The sequence below is a fragment of the Carnobacterium iners genome (genome assembly GCF_900177385.1).
Lineage (GTDB): Bacteria > Bacillota > Bacilli > Lactobacillales > Carnobacteriaceae > Carnobacterium_A > Carnobacterium_A iners.
This window is the reverse complement of sequence record NZ_FXBJ01000002.1, coordinates 390,690-404,988: the sequence shown is the minus strand read 5'-3', so window position 1 is coordinate 404,988 and position 14,299 is coordinate 390,690. Positions and strand designations below refer to the sequence as shown.

The window sequence follows — 14,299 nt, the reverse complement described above, 5'->3', positions numbered from 1 at the left end:
TATCCCTGTTTAAGAAAACTCCTTATTTTAAATAATCTAGCTCCTTATATTTCTACGGAGTGTGGTATAATGAAAAAAGAGTGGCAATTTTTAAACGTTATTGGAGGTGTACTTATGTCCATGGATTGGTCACAATTATTTACATGGCGAACATTTATTAATGCAGTTGATATTTTAGTAGTGACCTTTTTTATTTACGAGTTAATTAAAACGCTAAAAGGTACAAAAGCGGTACAATCATTAAAAGGAATTGCCGTTATTATGTTAATCAAAATTGGAAGTTTTTTCTTACAATTACAAACAGTCGAGTGGATTGTTGATTTAGTTATCCAATGGAGTGTACTAGCTGTTATTATTATTTTTCAGCCTGAATTACGAAGAGGATTGGAACATCTTGGGCGTGGGACGTTTTTTAAGAACACAAAAAGAAAAATCAATCCAGCTAAGAAAATGATTCAACAATTAGATCAAGCTGTTCAATATATGGCTAAAAGAAGAATTGGCGCATTAATTTCAATTCAAATGGAAACAGAATTAGATGAATATATTGCGACAGGGATACCATTGGATGCAGATATTTCAGGCGAGTTATTGATTAACATCTTTATTCCTAATACTCCTTTGCATGATGGCGCAGTGATGATAAAAGATTATAAAATAGCAGCGGCAGCAGGGTATTTGCCGTTATCTGAGAGCTCATTAATCCCTAAAGAATTAGGTACTAGACATCGCGCAGCTATTGGTTTAAGTGAAGTTACTGATGCGATTACTATCATTGTTTCTGAGGAAACCGGAGATGTTAGTATTTCTCATCGAGGAGACTTGTTAAGAGAGTTATCTAAGGAAGACTTCATTAAATTTTTAAATAAAGAATTGATTCTTCCAGAAGAAGAAGTCAAAAAAAATCCATTCCAAGAGTTTGTTGATAACTTTAAGAAAGGAGTGTAAAGATGGAAAAACTTTATAATTCTCCTTGGTTCATCAGGTTGACTGCCTTTGCTTTTGCAATTTTATTGTTTACCTATGTAAATTATGAAAACAATAGCAAGGTGCTAACAACAAATCCACTAAATGGTGTTAGCACATCGTCAAGCAAAATCATTGCCAATTTACCCATTGTAGTTGATATTGATCAAGAAAAATATTTTGTTTCAGGTTTTCCAGAAACCGCTTCAATTGAAATTTCAGGTCCGACAAATATTGTCTCTCAAACGACAGCAAGCAAAGCATTTGATATTACTGCTCAAAATCTAGACGATTTGGGTGTTGGAACACACAGGATTAATTTAGTAGCAGAGGGGTTATCCTCCGACTTGAACTATACGATTACTCCAGCAGAGATTACGATTGAAATTAGGGAGAAGCGAGTAGAAACATTTGAAATTGAAGTTATTTTTGATGAAAGTAAACTGGCAACAGGTTATCTAGCAGAAAAGCCCTCTTTAGATTATGATACAGTCGAAGTTTCAGGTGCAGCATCTACAATTGAAAAAATAAATTCCGTACAGACTGTTGTTCCGTTATCTGAAAATACAAATACAAATGTCAAAAAAACGGTATCCGTTAATGCTCTTGATGCAAATGGGAATCAATTAGATGTCGTTATTAATCCAAAAGAAGTGACTGTTAGTATAGAAGTAAATCTCAATAGTAAGCTATTACCAATAAAGTTAATCAAAACAGGAACGCCAGAAATAGACTATGAGTATGAGTTAGGAATTGAAGATGAGAAAAACACATCAATTTCAGTAACTGGAACGCCAGAATCGTTAGGTAATCTCAGTAGCTTTCCACTTGAGATAGATGTTACAGGACTTACCGAGACAGCTACTAAAGAAGTTAGTTTGCCTTTAGCAAAGGGATTATCTAGTATTGAACCGAAAAAAATAAATGTTAGGATTACGGTGAAAAAAAAGGAGAAGCAACAACCTAGTGAAGCAGACTCAACTGAATCATCTAAAGAATCCAGCATGGATAGTGGGAATACAGAATCAACGAGTAGTTCAACCATAGACTCTTCTACTAGTGAAAATGAAGCTGTAAAAGAAAGCAACTCGACTTCTGGAGGAAAACTAGACTCAAGTAGGTAAAAATAATAAACAAGTAATAGAGAGCTACATTCAAGTGACGATTAAAAGAGTGCTTTAAAAATTATGGAAGTTCTTACTTTGAAAAGGGGCATTATGAAATGGGAAAATATTTTGGAACAGATGGAGTTAGAGGGGTAGCTAATTCAGATTTAACACCAGAATTAGCATTTAAATTAGGAAGGTTTGGCGGATATATTCTATGTCAGCATACACAGGGAACGAATCACCCACGCGTGTTAGTTGGAAGAGATACGCGTATTTCTGGTGAGATGTTAGAGTCTGCTTTGATAGCTGGTCTGTTATCTGTTGGTATAGAAGTAATGAAGTTAGGCGTCATTTCAACACCAGGAGTTGCTTATTTAACACGTGTGCAAGGAGCTGCTGCAGGAGTCATGATTTCAGCATCACATAATCCAGCACCTGATAATGGGATTAAATTTTTTGGGTCAGATGGTTTTAAGTTATCAGACTCAACAGAACTTGAAATTGAAGCATTATTGGACCAAGCAGAAGATACATTGCCTCGTCCAAGCGCACAGGGTTTAGGAACAGTCGATGATTATCCAGAAGGTGCATTAAAATACACTCAATTTCTACAACAGACCATTCCTAATGATTTAAGTGGATTACAAATTTGTTTAGATGGAGCAAATGGCTCCGCTAGTCCTTTGATTAATCGGTTATTTGCAGATTTGGAAACAGAATTTGATGTGATTGGTGCTTCTCCTAATGGTCTTAACATCAATGATGGTGTTGGATCAACGCATCCAGAAAGTCTGGCTAAATTTGTTGTTGAGAAAGGTGCAGATGCTGGGCTTGCTTTTGATGGAGATGCCGATCGTGTTATTGCTGTTGATGAATTAGGCAATATCATTGATGGAGATAAAATCATGTATATTTGTGGAAAACATATGTTAGAAAAAGGCCGTCTTAAAAAAGATACAATTGTTTCGACAGTGATGAGTAACTTAGGCTTTCACAAAGCGGTTGAGGCTGCAAATATGACTGCTTTACAGACACAAGTAGGCGATCGTTACGTCGTAGAAGAGATGCGTAAAAATGGCTACAATTTTGGTGGAGAGCAATCAGGCCATATGATTTTTTTAGACTACAATACAACTGGAGACGGTATGCTTTCAGGAATTCAATTGCTAAATGTTATGAAACAAACAGGGAAGAAACTATCAGAATTAGCAGAAGAAGTAGTCACTTACCCACAAAAACTTGTTAACATCCGAGTGAGCGATAAATACGGTGCGATGGAAGTTCCTGCAATAAAAGCAATGATTGAAGAAGTAGAAAAAGAAATGAATGGCGATGGCCGTATTTTAGTTCGTGCAAGCGGAACGGAACCGTTATTACGCGTAATGGCAGAGGCACCAACGCAAGAAAAAGTTGATTTATATGTCGACCGCATTGCTGCTGTTGTCATAGCTGAAATTGGATTAGATTAAATAAAAATACATTAATATACGCAAAGCAAACTAAAAAATGAGGTGGGCGTTTAATCTGCCTCATCTCTTTTTTTGCATCGATTCGCATCTAAAGTTAGAACTACTTAAGAAAAACATTGGAACTACTAAAGGCTAAAGAAAAGTATGCTATACTAGACTGAAATTTAAGACTAGGATAACAAAAAATAAGTGGTACAGAAAGGGTGAAAAACCTTAAATGGATTACAAAACATTAATGGATATTGCCATGTTAGCAGGGAAAATTATGCTAGAAAGCAATGCTGAAACCTATCGTGTAGAAGACACAATGAACCATATCTTACGAACTTCTAATTTTGAGACGACCGAAGCCCTTGCGATAGCTACAGGACTAGTTGCTACGCTAGATGATCCTAGCATTGACGACCCGATTACAATTGTTAAGCGAATTAATTCAATAGCGACGAATTTGAGTAATATCGCTGAAGTAAATACTATTTCGCGTCAACTAACTAGCGGAGAAATTGCTATACCAGAAGCCTATGCTGCTTTACAAAATATTAGAAAAGTACAATACAAGCAAGGCTTCAAAGATATCGCAACGTCTATTTTAGCAGCTTCATTTGCCTTGTTATTAGGTGGAGGAACGTTAGAAATGGTAGCTGCAGGTGTTAACGGAGCCTTGTTAGCGCTAGTGTTAAAAGGAGAAAAACGACTAGGTATGGGTCCATTTGTACGTAATGTTGTATCCTCTGCGGTTATTTCAATTGGTGCAGGTTTAATGCAGCTGTTTCTTTTCCCGACACTCAACATGAATTTAGTTATTACAAGTACAATTATGCCCTTAGTGCCAGGAACAGCTATCACGAATGCGATAAGAGATACATTACAAGGTGATTATACTTCTGGTGGTGCGAAAGCACTAGAAGCCTTTGTAGTTGCTTTATCCATCGCTATAGGTGTAGCTATTGGTTTAGTTATTATTGGAGGTGGACTAGTTTGATTAGTCAGATTTTAGGAGCTTTTTTTGCCGTTGCAGCGGCAACCATTATTTTAGAATCGCCCAAAAAGTTTATTTTACCAGCAGCTTTCGTTGGGGCTTCAGGATGGTTTGTTTACTTACTTTTTCTTAAAGCATTTGGACCCGTCCCAGCTACGTATATTTCCGGTCTAGTTATTTCTACGGAGTCCCATATTTTTTCTCGTATCTTTAAAGTTCCAGTAACTATTTTCTTTTTACCAGGATTTTTCCCATTGTTTCCTGGATCAGGGATGTATTTAGCGGTTTATGAATTTATAAAAGGTCATACAAGTTTAGCCCAAGGACATTTGATCATAACCATTCAAATTGCTGGAATGATTGCTTTAGCTATTTTTACAATTGATACAGTTTTTAAAGTATTAAAGAAAAGCCAGAATTTTAAAAAAAGTAAAGCACAAGCGAGTCAGTGAATGTTTATTGAATTAGGAAAGCTTAGCGATAAAATAAATCTATGATAGAGTAATATAAGAAAAAATAGAGAGAGATATTTCTCTATTTTTTTCTGTTTATCGGATTAAAAGCGTCGGATTAAAAGATGGAGAAAAGGAGGATATTCTCTAAAATGTCAAAACAAAAATATAGGAATAGAACTTTATGGGTATTGTGCTCAATTTTATTGAGTTTCTTGTTGCTTAGTTTTTTATATGAACCTTTATTATCAAAGTTTTTTATCATTCGGGTAGATAAGGCAATAATAAACGGAGAATTAGCTTATCCGCCTTTTTCACCATTAGAAGTCAGACCATTTGGCACGGATATTCTAGGATTTACAATCTTGGCTAAAGTTATTCAAGGATTTAAATATACTTTTTTTATTGGCCTATTCTTAAGTGTGTTTCAAATTTTAATAAGCTTGTTTTTAAGTACCTTAACTATTTATAAATTAGGAAAAACTTTACTGATGCCAATTGTATCCTATTTCGATAAGCTGTTTGCATTAATTCCAAAACCGTTTTTGTTGTTGTTGTTAATCGGACCTTATTACCATACGTTACTATTTAGTGCAGACAACGTTCAACCAGCCGTGAATTTAACATTCTTGTTGATTCAACTACTTATTCTATTTCTTGTTGGTTTACCTAGTTTGGTTAAACTCTATCATGATGAATTGACCTATCTTTTGAAGCAAGATTTTGCTGATGCTAGTCAAAGTTTGGGCCGTTCTAAGTTTAGGTTGGTTCGGTATTCTTTTAAGCCACAATTGAAGGAACTTACATTGAATTTGCTAGTTAAAATTTTAACGCAAAACTTATCTTTATTTATTTACTTAGCCTATTTTAAGTTATATTTAGAGGGTTCTCTGGTTATGAAGTTAGACGTAAGTACTCAATATACCGTAACATTATCTAACGAATGAAGTGGACTGATAGGCCAGAATATTAACCGTCTAGTTAGTACTCCTTGGACGGTATTGATTCCACTTATGTTTTATAGTGGTTTGATACTTTTACTTAATGCAATCAAAAGAGCTTTAGGGGGAGGAATGAAAAATCAACGTCTTTATTAGAACTATAAAACAATTTGTTTCATTTATTCTGGTGTTATTAGGAATTATTTTATTGGTTTGTCTGAGTTATTCATTGCCACTGAGTATGAGGGGTAATGATTTATTGTGGAACACCTCTATAGAAACAATGGAACAATTGTTTACATATGCGAACTTTTTAGATTTATCCACAACTTATCAACAGATCAACGGCAGTTATACATTTGAAATAATAGGTATGAGCCTAAGTATAACACTATTCTTATTGGTTTTTTATACTTACTTCTTTCCAAAATTTAAAAATAGAACTATCAAAAAAATGATAGATTATTTAGAAGATAGTGAGAGCTTACCTGTTGTTGGGGTTGTCCTTTCTATCCATTGGTTTAGCGTGATGATTTATAAGGCAACGTCTATTTATCTGTTTAAAACAGTAGGAACACCTAGAGAACCTGCAGTCGTAGTGCCATTATTTATTGTAAGTATTTATCCACTTATTTTTTTAATCAAATACATGACACCCTATATTAAAGATAGTTATCAATCTAATTATTTTATTTTCGCGCAATCACTTGGCTACTCTAAGTTTAAACTCTTTTTTTCTTATGTTATTCCTAATTTATTTCCATTTTTAGAAAGAATTATAAAATTTATCTATTTAGAGATGATTACTGTGATGCTTTTTATTGAAATTCAGTTTAATACTGGCGGATTGTTAACAGGACTCAGAAATACGCAAATAATGCCTGCTGAATTTAAGCCACAATTAATGGTTATTAATTTTCTGTTTTTATTGTTATTACCTTACTTAATTATGAGTATTCTATTCAAATTGATTCATGTATTTGTCGTATCGAAGATCAGTAAATGAAAGAAATGAAAGATTATTTTCTTTAAAAAAGAGTTGCTTTGCAGTATCATGGACTAAGCTAGTTACTTATTAAAAATCAGGAGGATAATGATGAACCCAAAATATAGTAATTTATTTGAACCGTTTACTTTTCCATCAGGTGTAACGATTGATAACCGTATCGTAATGGCACCAATGACGACTAATTCAGCTTTTGAAAATGGAATGATAACGACAGATGAACACAATTATTACAAACGTAGAGCGACTGGTATTGGTGTAGTGATCACTTCTTGTGCGCAAGTGATGGAAAACGGAAAGTTTGCAGGGTCATTTAGTGCAGCATCCGATAACCGTATTGAAAGTTTGTCAAAATTAGCAAAGACTATTCAACATACTGGTTCTAAAGCAATTTTACAAATTTTTCATGCGGGACGAATGGGAACGAGTACTACGTTAAGAGGAGAACAACCGGTCAGTGCAAGCGCAATACCAGCACTAAGAGAGACTGCAGAAGTGCCAAGAGCGTTATCTGATGAACAAGTCCATGATTTAGTGAAAGCATTTGGACAAGCAACGAGAAGAGCCATTCAAGCTGGTTTTGATGGTGTTGAACTACATGGTGCAAATACTTACTTAATTCAACAATTTTTTTCTCCCCATTCAAATCGCAGAGAAGACCATTGGGGTGGAACGCTTGAAAAACGGATGAATTTTCCACTTGCAGTAGTAGAAGCAGCAAAAGAAGCTATTCAAACATATGCAGATAAGCCTTTTATTCTAGGTTATCGTATTTCACCTGAAGAGATGGAAGAGCCGGGTATCACATTAGAGGATACATTCCAATTGTTAACCAAGCTAAAAGATCAAAACTTAGATTATATCCATGTTTCGGTTGGGAGTATGATGCAACAGTCTACGCGAGAGAAAGCGCTAGGAAAACCCGTTATTCAACTGATCCAAGAAAAAATAGGGCTAGAGGTACCCATTATAGGAGTAGGACTAATTCAAACACCGAGTGATGCCGTAGAGGCGTTAGAGTTGGGGATACCTTTGGTTGCTATTGGCCGTGAATTAATTGTTGAGCCTGATTGGATCAAGAAAGTTAAAGAAGGAAAAGAACAAGCAATTCGAGTAGAAATTGATCCTCAAAATAGAACTGATTTAATGATTCCAGACGAAATGTGGGAGTATATATCAAGTAAACCCGGTTGGATTCCGATAGCTAAAAAATAAATTAGGAGGCGACAGTGTTTGATTAAACCGACTGCTTTAAAAAAAGGCGATTGCGTTGCTGTTTTAAGTCTTTCTAGCGGTATATTGGGGGAAGATTTTTGCTCTCATCAATTAGAGCTTGGAAAAAAACGGTTAAAATCTATGGGTCTTAAACCAGTTTTCATGCCTAATACTCTCAAAGGCTTAGACTATTTAAAAAATCATCCTGAAGCTAGAGCACAAGACTTAAAAGACGCCTTTAAAGACTCAACGATTAAAGGAATTTTTTGCGCGATAGGAGGTGACGATACTTACCGTATAGTTCCTTATTTACTTGAAGATAAAGAATTTATTCGAAATGTACAAAAGAATCCTAAATTATTTACAGGGTTTTCTGATACAACAATCAATCATTTACTATTTTATCAATTAGGAATGACATCGTTTTATGGACCTAACTTCATTAATGACCTAGCTGAACTAGCAGACAATTTGCTTCCTTATACTGAAGATACGATACATTCTTATTTTGAGGGTTTTGAACAAAAAGAGCTTGTTTCAAGTGACTATTGGTATGAAGAGCGAAGAGATTTTTCCAAACAAACAATTGGGACTCATCGAGTTCAACATCTAGAAAAAAGGGGATACGAAATTTTACAAGGAACAGGCTCTTTCTCAGGAACATTACTAGGAGGTTGTTTAGAAAGTTTATCAGATTTGTTGTCAAGTGAAAGATATTCAGATAAAGGTTTGATAAATCAACAGTATTCCTTGTATCCTTCCTTAGAGCAATGGAAAGATAAAATTTTATTTCTTGAGACAAGTGAAGAAAAGCCAACTCCAAAACAATTAGAGCAGTTGCTACTGACTTTAAAACGTACAGGAATATTTTCTGTTATTAATGGCGTGTTAGTTGGTAAGCCACAAGATGAACAGTATTATGAGGAGTACAAAGAAATTTATAAAAAGATTATAAATCATCAGTCATTGCCAATTTTGTATAATGTTAATTTTGGGCATGCTTATCCACGTTGTGCTTTACCTTATGGTATTAGAGCAACAGTTGAAATGGTGTCTAAAAAAATTATTTTTGATGAATCTTACTTTCAATCAAATACTACTAACGAATAGACTGAAAAGGATTGAGACGTTTGTCTCAATCCTTTTTTGTTCGCCCAGCATGGGCAAACTCTAACAGGTGAAAGTCCTGAGTGCGACCGATTAGCGGTAAGCATATAGCTAAAAGCAAGGGTGTTCACCGTGAGGTGGAATCTGAAGGAAGCTCGAGGCAAATCTCTGGTCTGACGAACAGAAATCATATAGGAGGCAGTGCACGAGGATAAGGTTGCAAAAGAAGCTGAAGTCCAATAGCTAATGTATCAATCGTGTGATGTAGATATGGCAGATAGATGGAGAGAAAGAGTTCGCACCTTAACTGGGGAGGTCTTCTGTTCTTATTTCAAAAACTTGTAGTGATACAAGCCTGAGACAGGAGAAGTCAGCAGAAGCCGTAGTAGTGAAGACAGCTAGTGAAAGTTAGACAGAGCGAAGGGCTGAACCGTTTTATCGTTATGGAAATCAATATTGGAAGAGGAAATAGACCGCTGGTCAAAAGACGAGAAAGTGGATACCGACTTCACGAGAAGGAAAGGAAATAACAAACATGTATGAAAGGAAAATCCTTGAGCGTATCTTAGATAAAGAGAATTTGACTGTAGCATTCGAACAAGTAAGACGAAATAAAGGTGTCGCAGGTGTGGATGGCATGACAATTGATGAGCTAGGAATATATTTTCTTCAAAACAAAGAAGAAGTTATGGCTCAGATTCGTCAAAGAAACTACCAAACCTCACCCGTTCTTCGAGTGGAGATTCCTAAACCAAATGGTGGTGTTCGTTTACTAGGAATCCCGACAGTTGAAGACCGTATGATTCAACAAGCCATTGCACAAGTATTGACTCCCTTATTCGATAAAGGTTTTAGTAACTATAGTTACGGTTTTCGACCAAACCGGCAAGCTGAAATGGCGATTAATCAGCCGTTAGTGTACTTCAATGAAGGATATGACTGGATTGTTGATATCGATCTAGAACGTTTCTTTGATACGGTGCAACATGACCGATTGATGAATTTAGTCTCTAGAACAATCTCCGATGGAGATGTAATTTCGCTGATTCGTAAATTTCTTGTCAGTGGAGTACAAGTTAATGGGATTATTCAAGATACTAGCATTGGAACTCCGCAAGGAGGGAACCTTTCACCGCTATTGAGCAATATCATACTTAATGAACTTGATAAGGAACTGGAAAAACGAAACCTCCGTTTCGTTCGTTACGCTGATGATTGTATCATTATGGTTAAGAGTGAAATGTCAGCGAGGAGAGTGATGCGTTACGTTACAAAATTTATCGAAGAAAAGTTAGGATTGATTGTCAATAGTACAAAATCTAAGATTACGAAGCCAAATAATCCAGAAATGAAATTTTTAGGATTCGGTTTTTACCGAGATTTTAATAAGAAAACCTATCAAGCGAAACCACATAAAATCTCAGTAGAAAACTTTCGATATAAACTTAAAGTACTTACACGTAAGAATTGGAGTATTGATACGAAATATCAAGTGGAACGACTGAATCAAGTGATTCGAGGGTGGATAAACTACTATAAAATAGGTTCAATGAAAAGCATTTTAAAGAAAATTGACTCTCATTTGAGAGTCCGTCTTAGAATGTGTATTTGGCATAAATGGAAAACAGCTAAGAATCGGCGAAAGAACTTAATAAAATTAGGGATGGACAAATACAGTGCCTATAAAAATAGTCACACTAGTAAGGGTGTCGTACGTATTGCCTATTCTTGGATTTTAACAACGACTATCACAAACAAGAGACTTGCCCAATTTGGCTTAGTCTCTTGTGTAGAGCATTACAATAAAATACATGTTTAGTATAAAATGGAACCGCCGTATACCGAACGGTACGTACGGTGGTGTGAGAGGTCGGAGCCGTGAGGCTCCTCCTACTCGATTATTGGCTTGAATCAGGTAGAGAATTCACTTGACAAGAATTGATTACAGTTGTAAACTTAATACAAGATTACAAACGTAGATGAAAAGAGGAGTAGCTATGACAGCTAAATTAAAACTAGCCATTACCGATGCAGAGTGGGAAATTATGCGGGTCATTTGGACAGCAAAATCTGCTTCAAGCAAAGAAATTATAAGCGTTTTACAAGATAAAATGGGTTGGAAACCAACAACAATTAAGACACTAATAGGCCGGTTAGTTGAAAAAAATCTATTAGCAACACAAGCAGTAGGCAATAAGTTCATTTATACACCTACTGTTACGGAAGAAGAAAGTGTGAAAAAAGTAACACTAGATGTATTTTCTCATATTTGTAATAAAAAAATTGGGAAAACAATAGTAAATATATTAGCAGAGGCAACATTGAGCCATGATGATATTTTATTATTGACAGAAGTTTTAGAACAGAAAAAGAAACAAGCTGTAAATGAGATAGCATGTAATTGCACTAAAGGTCAATGTGATTGCTGCAAGGAATAGAAGTCGAATCGAGGAGGAAAAAGAATGAAGAATAAAACATTTACGATTGAGGGCATGCATTGTGCATCTTGTGCGCAAACAATAGAAAAGGCCGTTAAAAAATTACCTGGTGTTCAAAATTCGACAGTCAATTTAGCAACTGAAAAGTTAACTGTTGATTACGATCAATCAAAAATAACGGATAAAGATATTTTATCTGCTGTAGCAGATGCTGGGTATCAAGCGAATAGTTTGGACGTTCAGAAATCATTTGTTATAGAAGGAATGACTTGTGCCTCTTGCGCGCAAACGGTGGAAAAGGCAGTTGGAAAGCAATTAGGAGTTTCAACAGCTAACGTAAATTTAGCAACCGAAAAATTACACGTTCAATACGATCCAAAAATTGTATCAGTGGCAGATATTATCAAAACAGTCAGTGATACGGGGTATAAAGCAAGTGAAGAAGTAGATGCGGCAATGAAATCTGAAGAAGAGCAAGATAAAAAAGCTCGTTACATTAGTAGTCTTTGGAAACGATTCTGGATTTCGGCTCTATTTACAGTCCCTTTATTGTATATTTCTATGGGCCATATGTTAGGAGCTCCACTACCCGAGTTTCTAAATCCAGCAATAAATCCAGTTATATTCGTCATTACTCAACTTGTTTTGACTATTCCAGTTGTAATTTTAGGCAGGAATTTTTTTACTATTGGATTTAAAGCTTTATTTAAAGGGCATCCGAATATGGATTCACTAGTAGCTCTTGGAACTAGTGCAGCTTTTATTTTTAGTTTAGGAGCAACTATCGCTGTCTTTTTAGGTAATACGACTTATGCGATGGAATTGTATTACGAATCAGCTGCCGTTATTTTAACCTTGATTACACTTGGAAAATACGTTGAGGCTTTATCAATGGGGAAAACGTCTGAGGCGATTAAAAAATTGATGGGGCTAGCACCTAAAACTGCCCGGGTTATGAGAGATGGGAAAGAAATTGAATTAGCTATTGAAGAAGTTCAAGTTGGAGACAATTTAGTTGTTAAGCCTGGTGAGAAAATGCCAGTTGATGGAATAATTATAGAAGGAATGACTTCAGTTGATGAAGCAATGTTGACTGGAGAAAGTATGCCTATTGAAAAAACTATTGGAGATACAATTATTTCTGGTAGCATGAATCAAAACGGAACGATTCAATACAAAGCAACAAAGGTTGGTAAAGATACGACTTTATCACAGATTATTAAATTAGTAGAAGATGCACAAGGATCAAAAGCACCGATTGCTAAATTAGCTGATACGATTTCTGGGTATTTTGTTCCTATTGTTATTGCGTTAGCTTTGATAGCTGGTTTGAGCTGGTATGTTTCAGGACAATCAGGTGTTTTTGTGTTAACGATTGTCATTTCAGTATTGATTATCGCATGTCCGTGTGCATTGGGCTTAGCAACACCAACAGCGATTATGGTTGGGACTGGAAAAGGCGCAGAGCATGGAGTATTAATTAAAAGTGGTGTTGCTCTAGAGACCACTCACCAAGTCGAAACAGTTATATTTGATAAAACAGGAACGATTACACAAGGAAAACCAAAAGTAACCGATATTGTTACAAGTGCTGATTTTTCAAAAGAAAAGTTACTGCTATTAGCAGCATCTGCTGAAAAAGGTTCAGAGCACCCACTAGGAGCGGCTATTGTTCTTGAGGCAGAAACTAAAAAAGTAACATTAGCAAAAATGCATGAATTTAATGCTATTCCTGGTCATGGGATAGAAGGAATGATAGATGGGCAAAGAATCTTATTAGGCAATAAAAAATTGATGGATGAGCGTGCTATTTCATTAGGAACCTTAGCAACGACTTCTGACTCGTTAGCAAGTGAAGGCAAAACGCCAATGTATATTGCGGTTGATGGTCAATTAGCAGGAATTATTGCAGTTGCAGATACTATTAAAGAAAGTAGTGTTAAAGCGATTGAGCGATTAAATCAAATGGGACTGGAAGTTGTGATGATCACTGGCGATAATAAACGAACAGCCCAAGCGATTGCGAAACAAGTAGGGATCGAACGGGTATTAAGTGAAGTTTTACCAGAAGAAAAAGCAAACGAAGTAAAAATGCTTCAGTCTGAAGGAAAAAAAGTTGCGATGGTAGGAGACGGTATTAATGATGCTCCTGCTTTAGCACAAGCAGATATTGGAATTGCGATTGGTTCAGGAACAGATATTGCAATTGAATCTGCGGATATTGTTTTAATGAGAAGTGATTTAATGGATGTACCAACAGCTATTGAATTGAGTAAAGCAACGATTAAAAATATAAAAGAAAACTTATTTTGGGCTTTTGCATACAACATACTGGGTATTCCTGTAGCAATGGGTGTTCTTTATCTCTTAGGAGGACCGTTATTAAATCCTATGCTTGCTGGAGCAGCAATGAGTTTTAGTTCTGTATCAGTTTTGTTAAATGCTTTAAGATTAAAGCGATTTAAGCCAAAATTAATCTAAAAATGAAAATCTAAAAACGACTCTTTTTTTAAAAGAAGGGAGTCGTTTTTTGATTTTTTAAAGGGTTAAATAAGTGAAAAGTAGGACTTAATTAATGCAAATAAGTGGGCATGTTTTCTTTTTGTAGTGTATGGTA

At 35.6% G+C, this 14,299-nt stretch carries 12 protein-coding genes; all 12 read left to right on the top strand.

What is annotated here, in order from left to right:
• Positions 1-114 precede the first annotated feature (114 nt).
• Positions 115-948 (top strand): diadenylate cyclase CdaA, encoded by an 834-nt coding sequence (gene cdaA, locus B9Y54_RS02110; protein ID WP_085560479.1) that lies wholly within the window; start codon positions 115-117, stop codon positions 946-948.
• A 2-nt stretch (positions 949-950) separates the two neighbouring features.
• A complete protein-coding gene (locus B9Y54_RS02105; protein ID WP_085558771.1) occupies positions 951-2,090 on the top strand; it encodes a CdaR family protein in 1,140 nt (379 codons plus the stop codon).
• Between the two features lie 98 nt (positions 2,091-2,188).
• Complete coding sequence (gene glmM, locus B9Y54_RS02100; protein ID WP_085558770.1) at positions 2,189-3,544, top strand: phosphoglucosamine mutase; 1,356 nt, start codon at positions 2,189-2,191, stop codon at positions 3,542-3,544.
• 217 nt (positions 3,545-3,761) lie between these two features.
• On the top strand, positions 3,762-4,526 hold the full coding sequence (locus tag B9Y54_RS02095; RefSeq protein ID WP_085558769.1) for a threonine/serine exporter family protein: 765 nt from the start codon (positions 3,762-3,764) through the stop codon (positions 4,524-4,526).
• The gene (locus B9Y54_RS02090) at positions 4,523-4,975 is read left to right on the top strand and encodes a threonine/serine exporter family protein (RefSeq protein ID WP_085558768.1); all 453 of its coding nucleotides are present in this window, start codon (positions 4,523-4,525) and stop codon (positions 4,973-4,975) included. The genes B9Y54_RS02095 and B9Y54_RS02090 overlap by 4 nt, the downstream gene beginning before the upstream one ends.
• A gap of 152 nt (positions 4,976-5,127) precedes the next feature.
• Complete coding sequence (locus tag B9Y54_RS02085) at positions 5,128-5,922, top strand: ABC transporter permease family protein (protein WP_234987785.1); 795 nt, start codon at positions 5,128-5,130, stop codon at positions 5,920-5,922.
• Positions 5,923-6,175: 253 nt separating this feature from the next.
• Positions 6,176-6,922, top strand: coding sequence for a peptide transporter (locus tag B9Y54_RS02080; RefSeq protein WP_234987783.1), 747 nt, complete (start codon positions 6,176-6,178; stop codon positions 6,920-6,922).
• A gap of 90 nt (positions 6,923-7,012) precedes the next feature.
• The gene (locus B9Y54_RS02075; protein WP_085558767.1) at positions 7,013-8,137 is read left to right on the top strand and encodes an NADH-dependent flavin oxidoreductase; all 1,125 of its coding nucleotides are present in this window, start codon (positions 7,013-7,015) and stop codon (positions 8,135-8,137) included.
• An 18-nt stretch (positions 8,138-8,155) separates the two neighbouring features.
• Positions 8,156-9,247 carry a S66 family peptidase gene (locus tag B9Y54_RS02070; RefSeq protein WP_085558766.1) on the top strand — a complete coding sequence of 364 codons (1,092 nt, stop codon included), beginning with the start codon at positions 8,156-8,158 and terminating at the stop codon, positions 9,245-9,247.
• A gap of 532 nt (positions 9,248-9,779) precedes the next feature.
• Positions 9,780-11,063: a group II intron reverse transcriptase/maturase gene (ltrA, locus tag B9Y54_RS02060; protein ID WP_085558764.1), complete on the top strand. Its 1,284-nt coding sequence runs from the start codon at positions 9,780-9,782 to the stop codon at positions 11,061-11,063.
• A gap of 178 nt (positions 11,064-11,241) precedes the next feature.
• Positions 11,242-11,682, top strand: coding sequence for a CopY/TcrY family copper transport repressor (locus B9Y54_RS02055; RefSeq protein WP_085558763.1), 441 nt, complete (start codon positions 11,242-11,244; stop codon positions 11,680-11,682).
• Positions 11,683-11,706: 24 nt separating this feature from the next.
• Entirely contained in the window at positions 11,707-14,163 is a 2,457-nt protein-coding gene (locus B9Y54_RS02050) for a heavy metal translocating P-type ATPase (RefSeq protein WP_085558762.1), read from the top strand.
• Positions 14,164-14,299: the final 136 nt, after the last annotated feature.

What these genes read in the sequence shown, in the direction of transcription:
- glmM (WP_085558770.1), top strand. Translation starts at nt 2,189, where the DNA reads ATGGGAAAATATTTTGGAACAGATGGAGTTAGAGGGGTAGCTAATTCA.
- B9Y54_RS02050 (WP_085558762.1), top strand. Translation starts at nt 11,707, where the DNA reads ATGAAGAATAAAACATTTACGATTGAGGGCATGCATTGTGCATCTTGT.
- cdaA (WP_085560479.1), top strand. Translation starts at nt 115, where the DNA reads ATGTCCATGGATTGGTCACAATTATTTACATGGCGAACATTTATTAAT.
- B9Y54_RS02085 (WP_234987785.1), top strand. Translation starts at nt 5,128, where the DNA reads ATGTCAAAACAAAAATATAGGAATAGAACTTTATGGGTATTGTGCTCA.
- B9Y54_RS02075 (WP_085558767.1), top strand. Translation starts at nt 7,013, where the DNA reads ATGAACCCAAAATATAGTAATTTATTTGAACCGTTTACTTTTCCATCA.
- B9Y54_RS02095 (WP_085558769.1), top strand. Translation starts at nt 3,762, where the DNA reads ATGGATTACAAAACATTAATGGATATTGCCATGTTAGCAGGGAAAATT.
- B9Y54_RS02055 (WP_085558763.1), top strand. Translation starts at nt 11,242, where the DNA reads ATGACAGCTAAATTAAAACTAGCCATTACCGATGCAGAGTGGGAAATT.
- B9Y54_RS02105 (WP_085558771.1), top strand. Translation starts at nt 951, where the DNA reads ATGGAAAAACTTTATAATTCTCCTTGGTTCATCAGGTTGACTGCCTTT.
- ltrA (WP_085558764.1), top strand. Translation starts at nt 9,780, where the DNA reads ATGTATGAAAGGAAAATCCTTGAGCGTATCTTAGATAAAGAGAATTTG.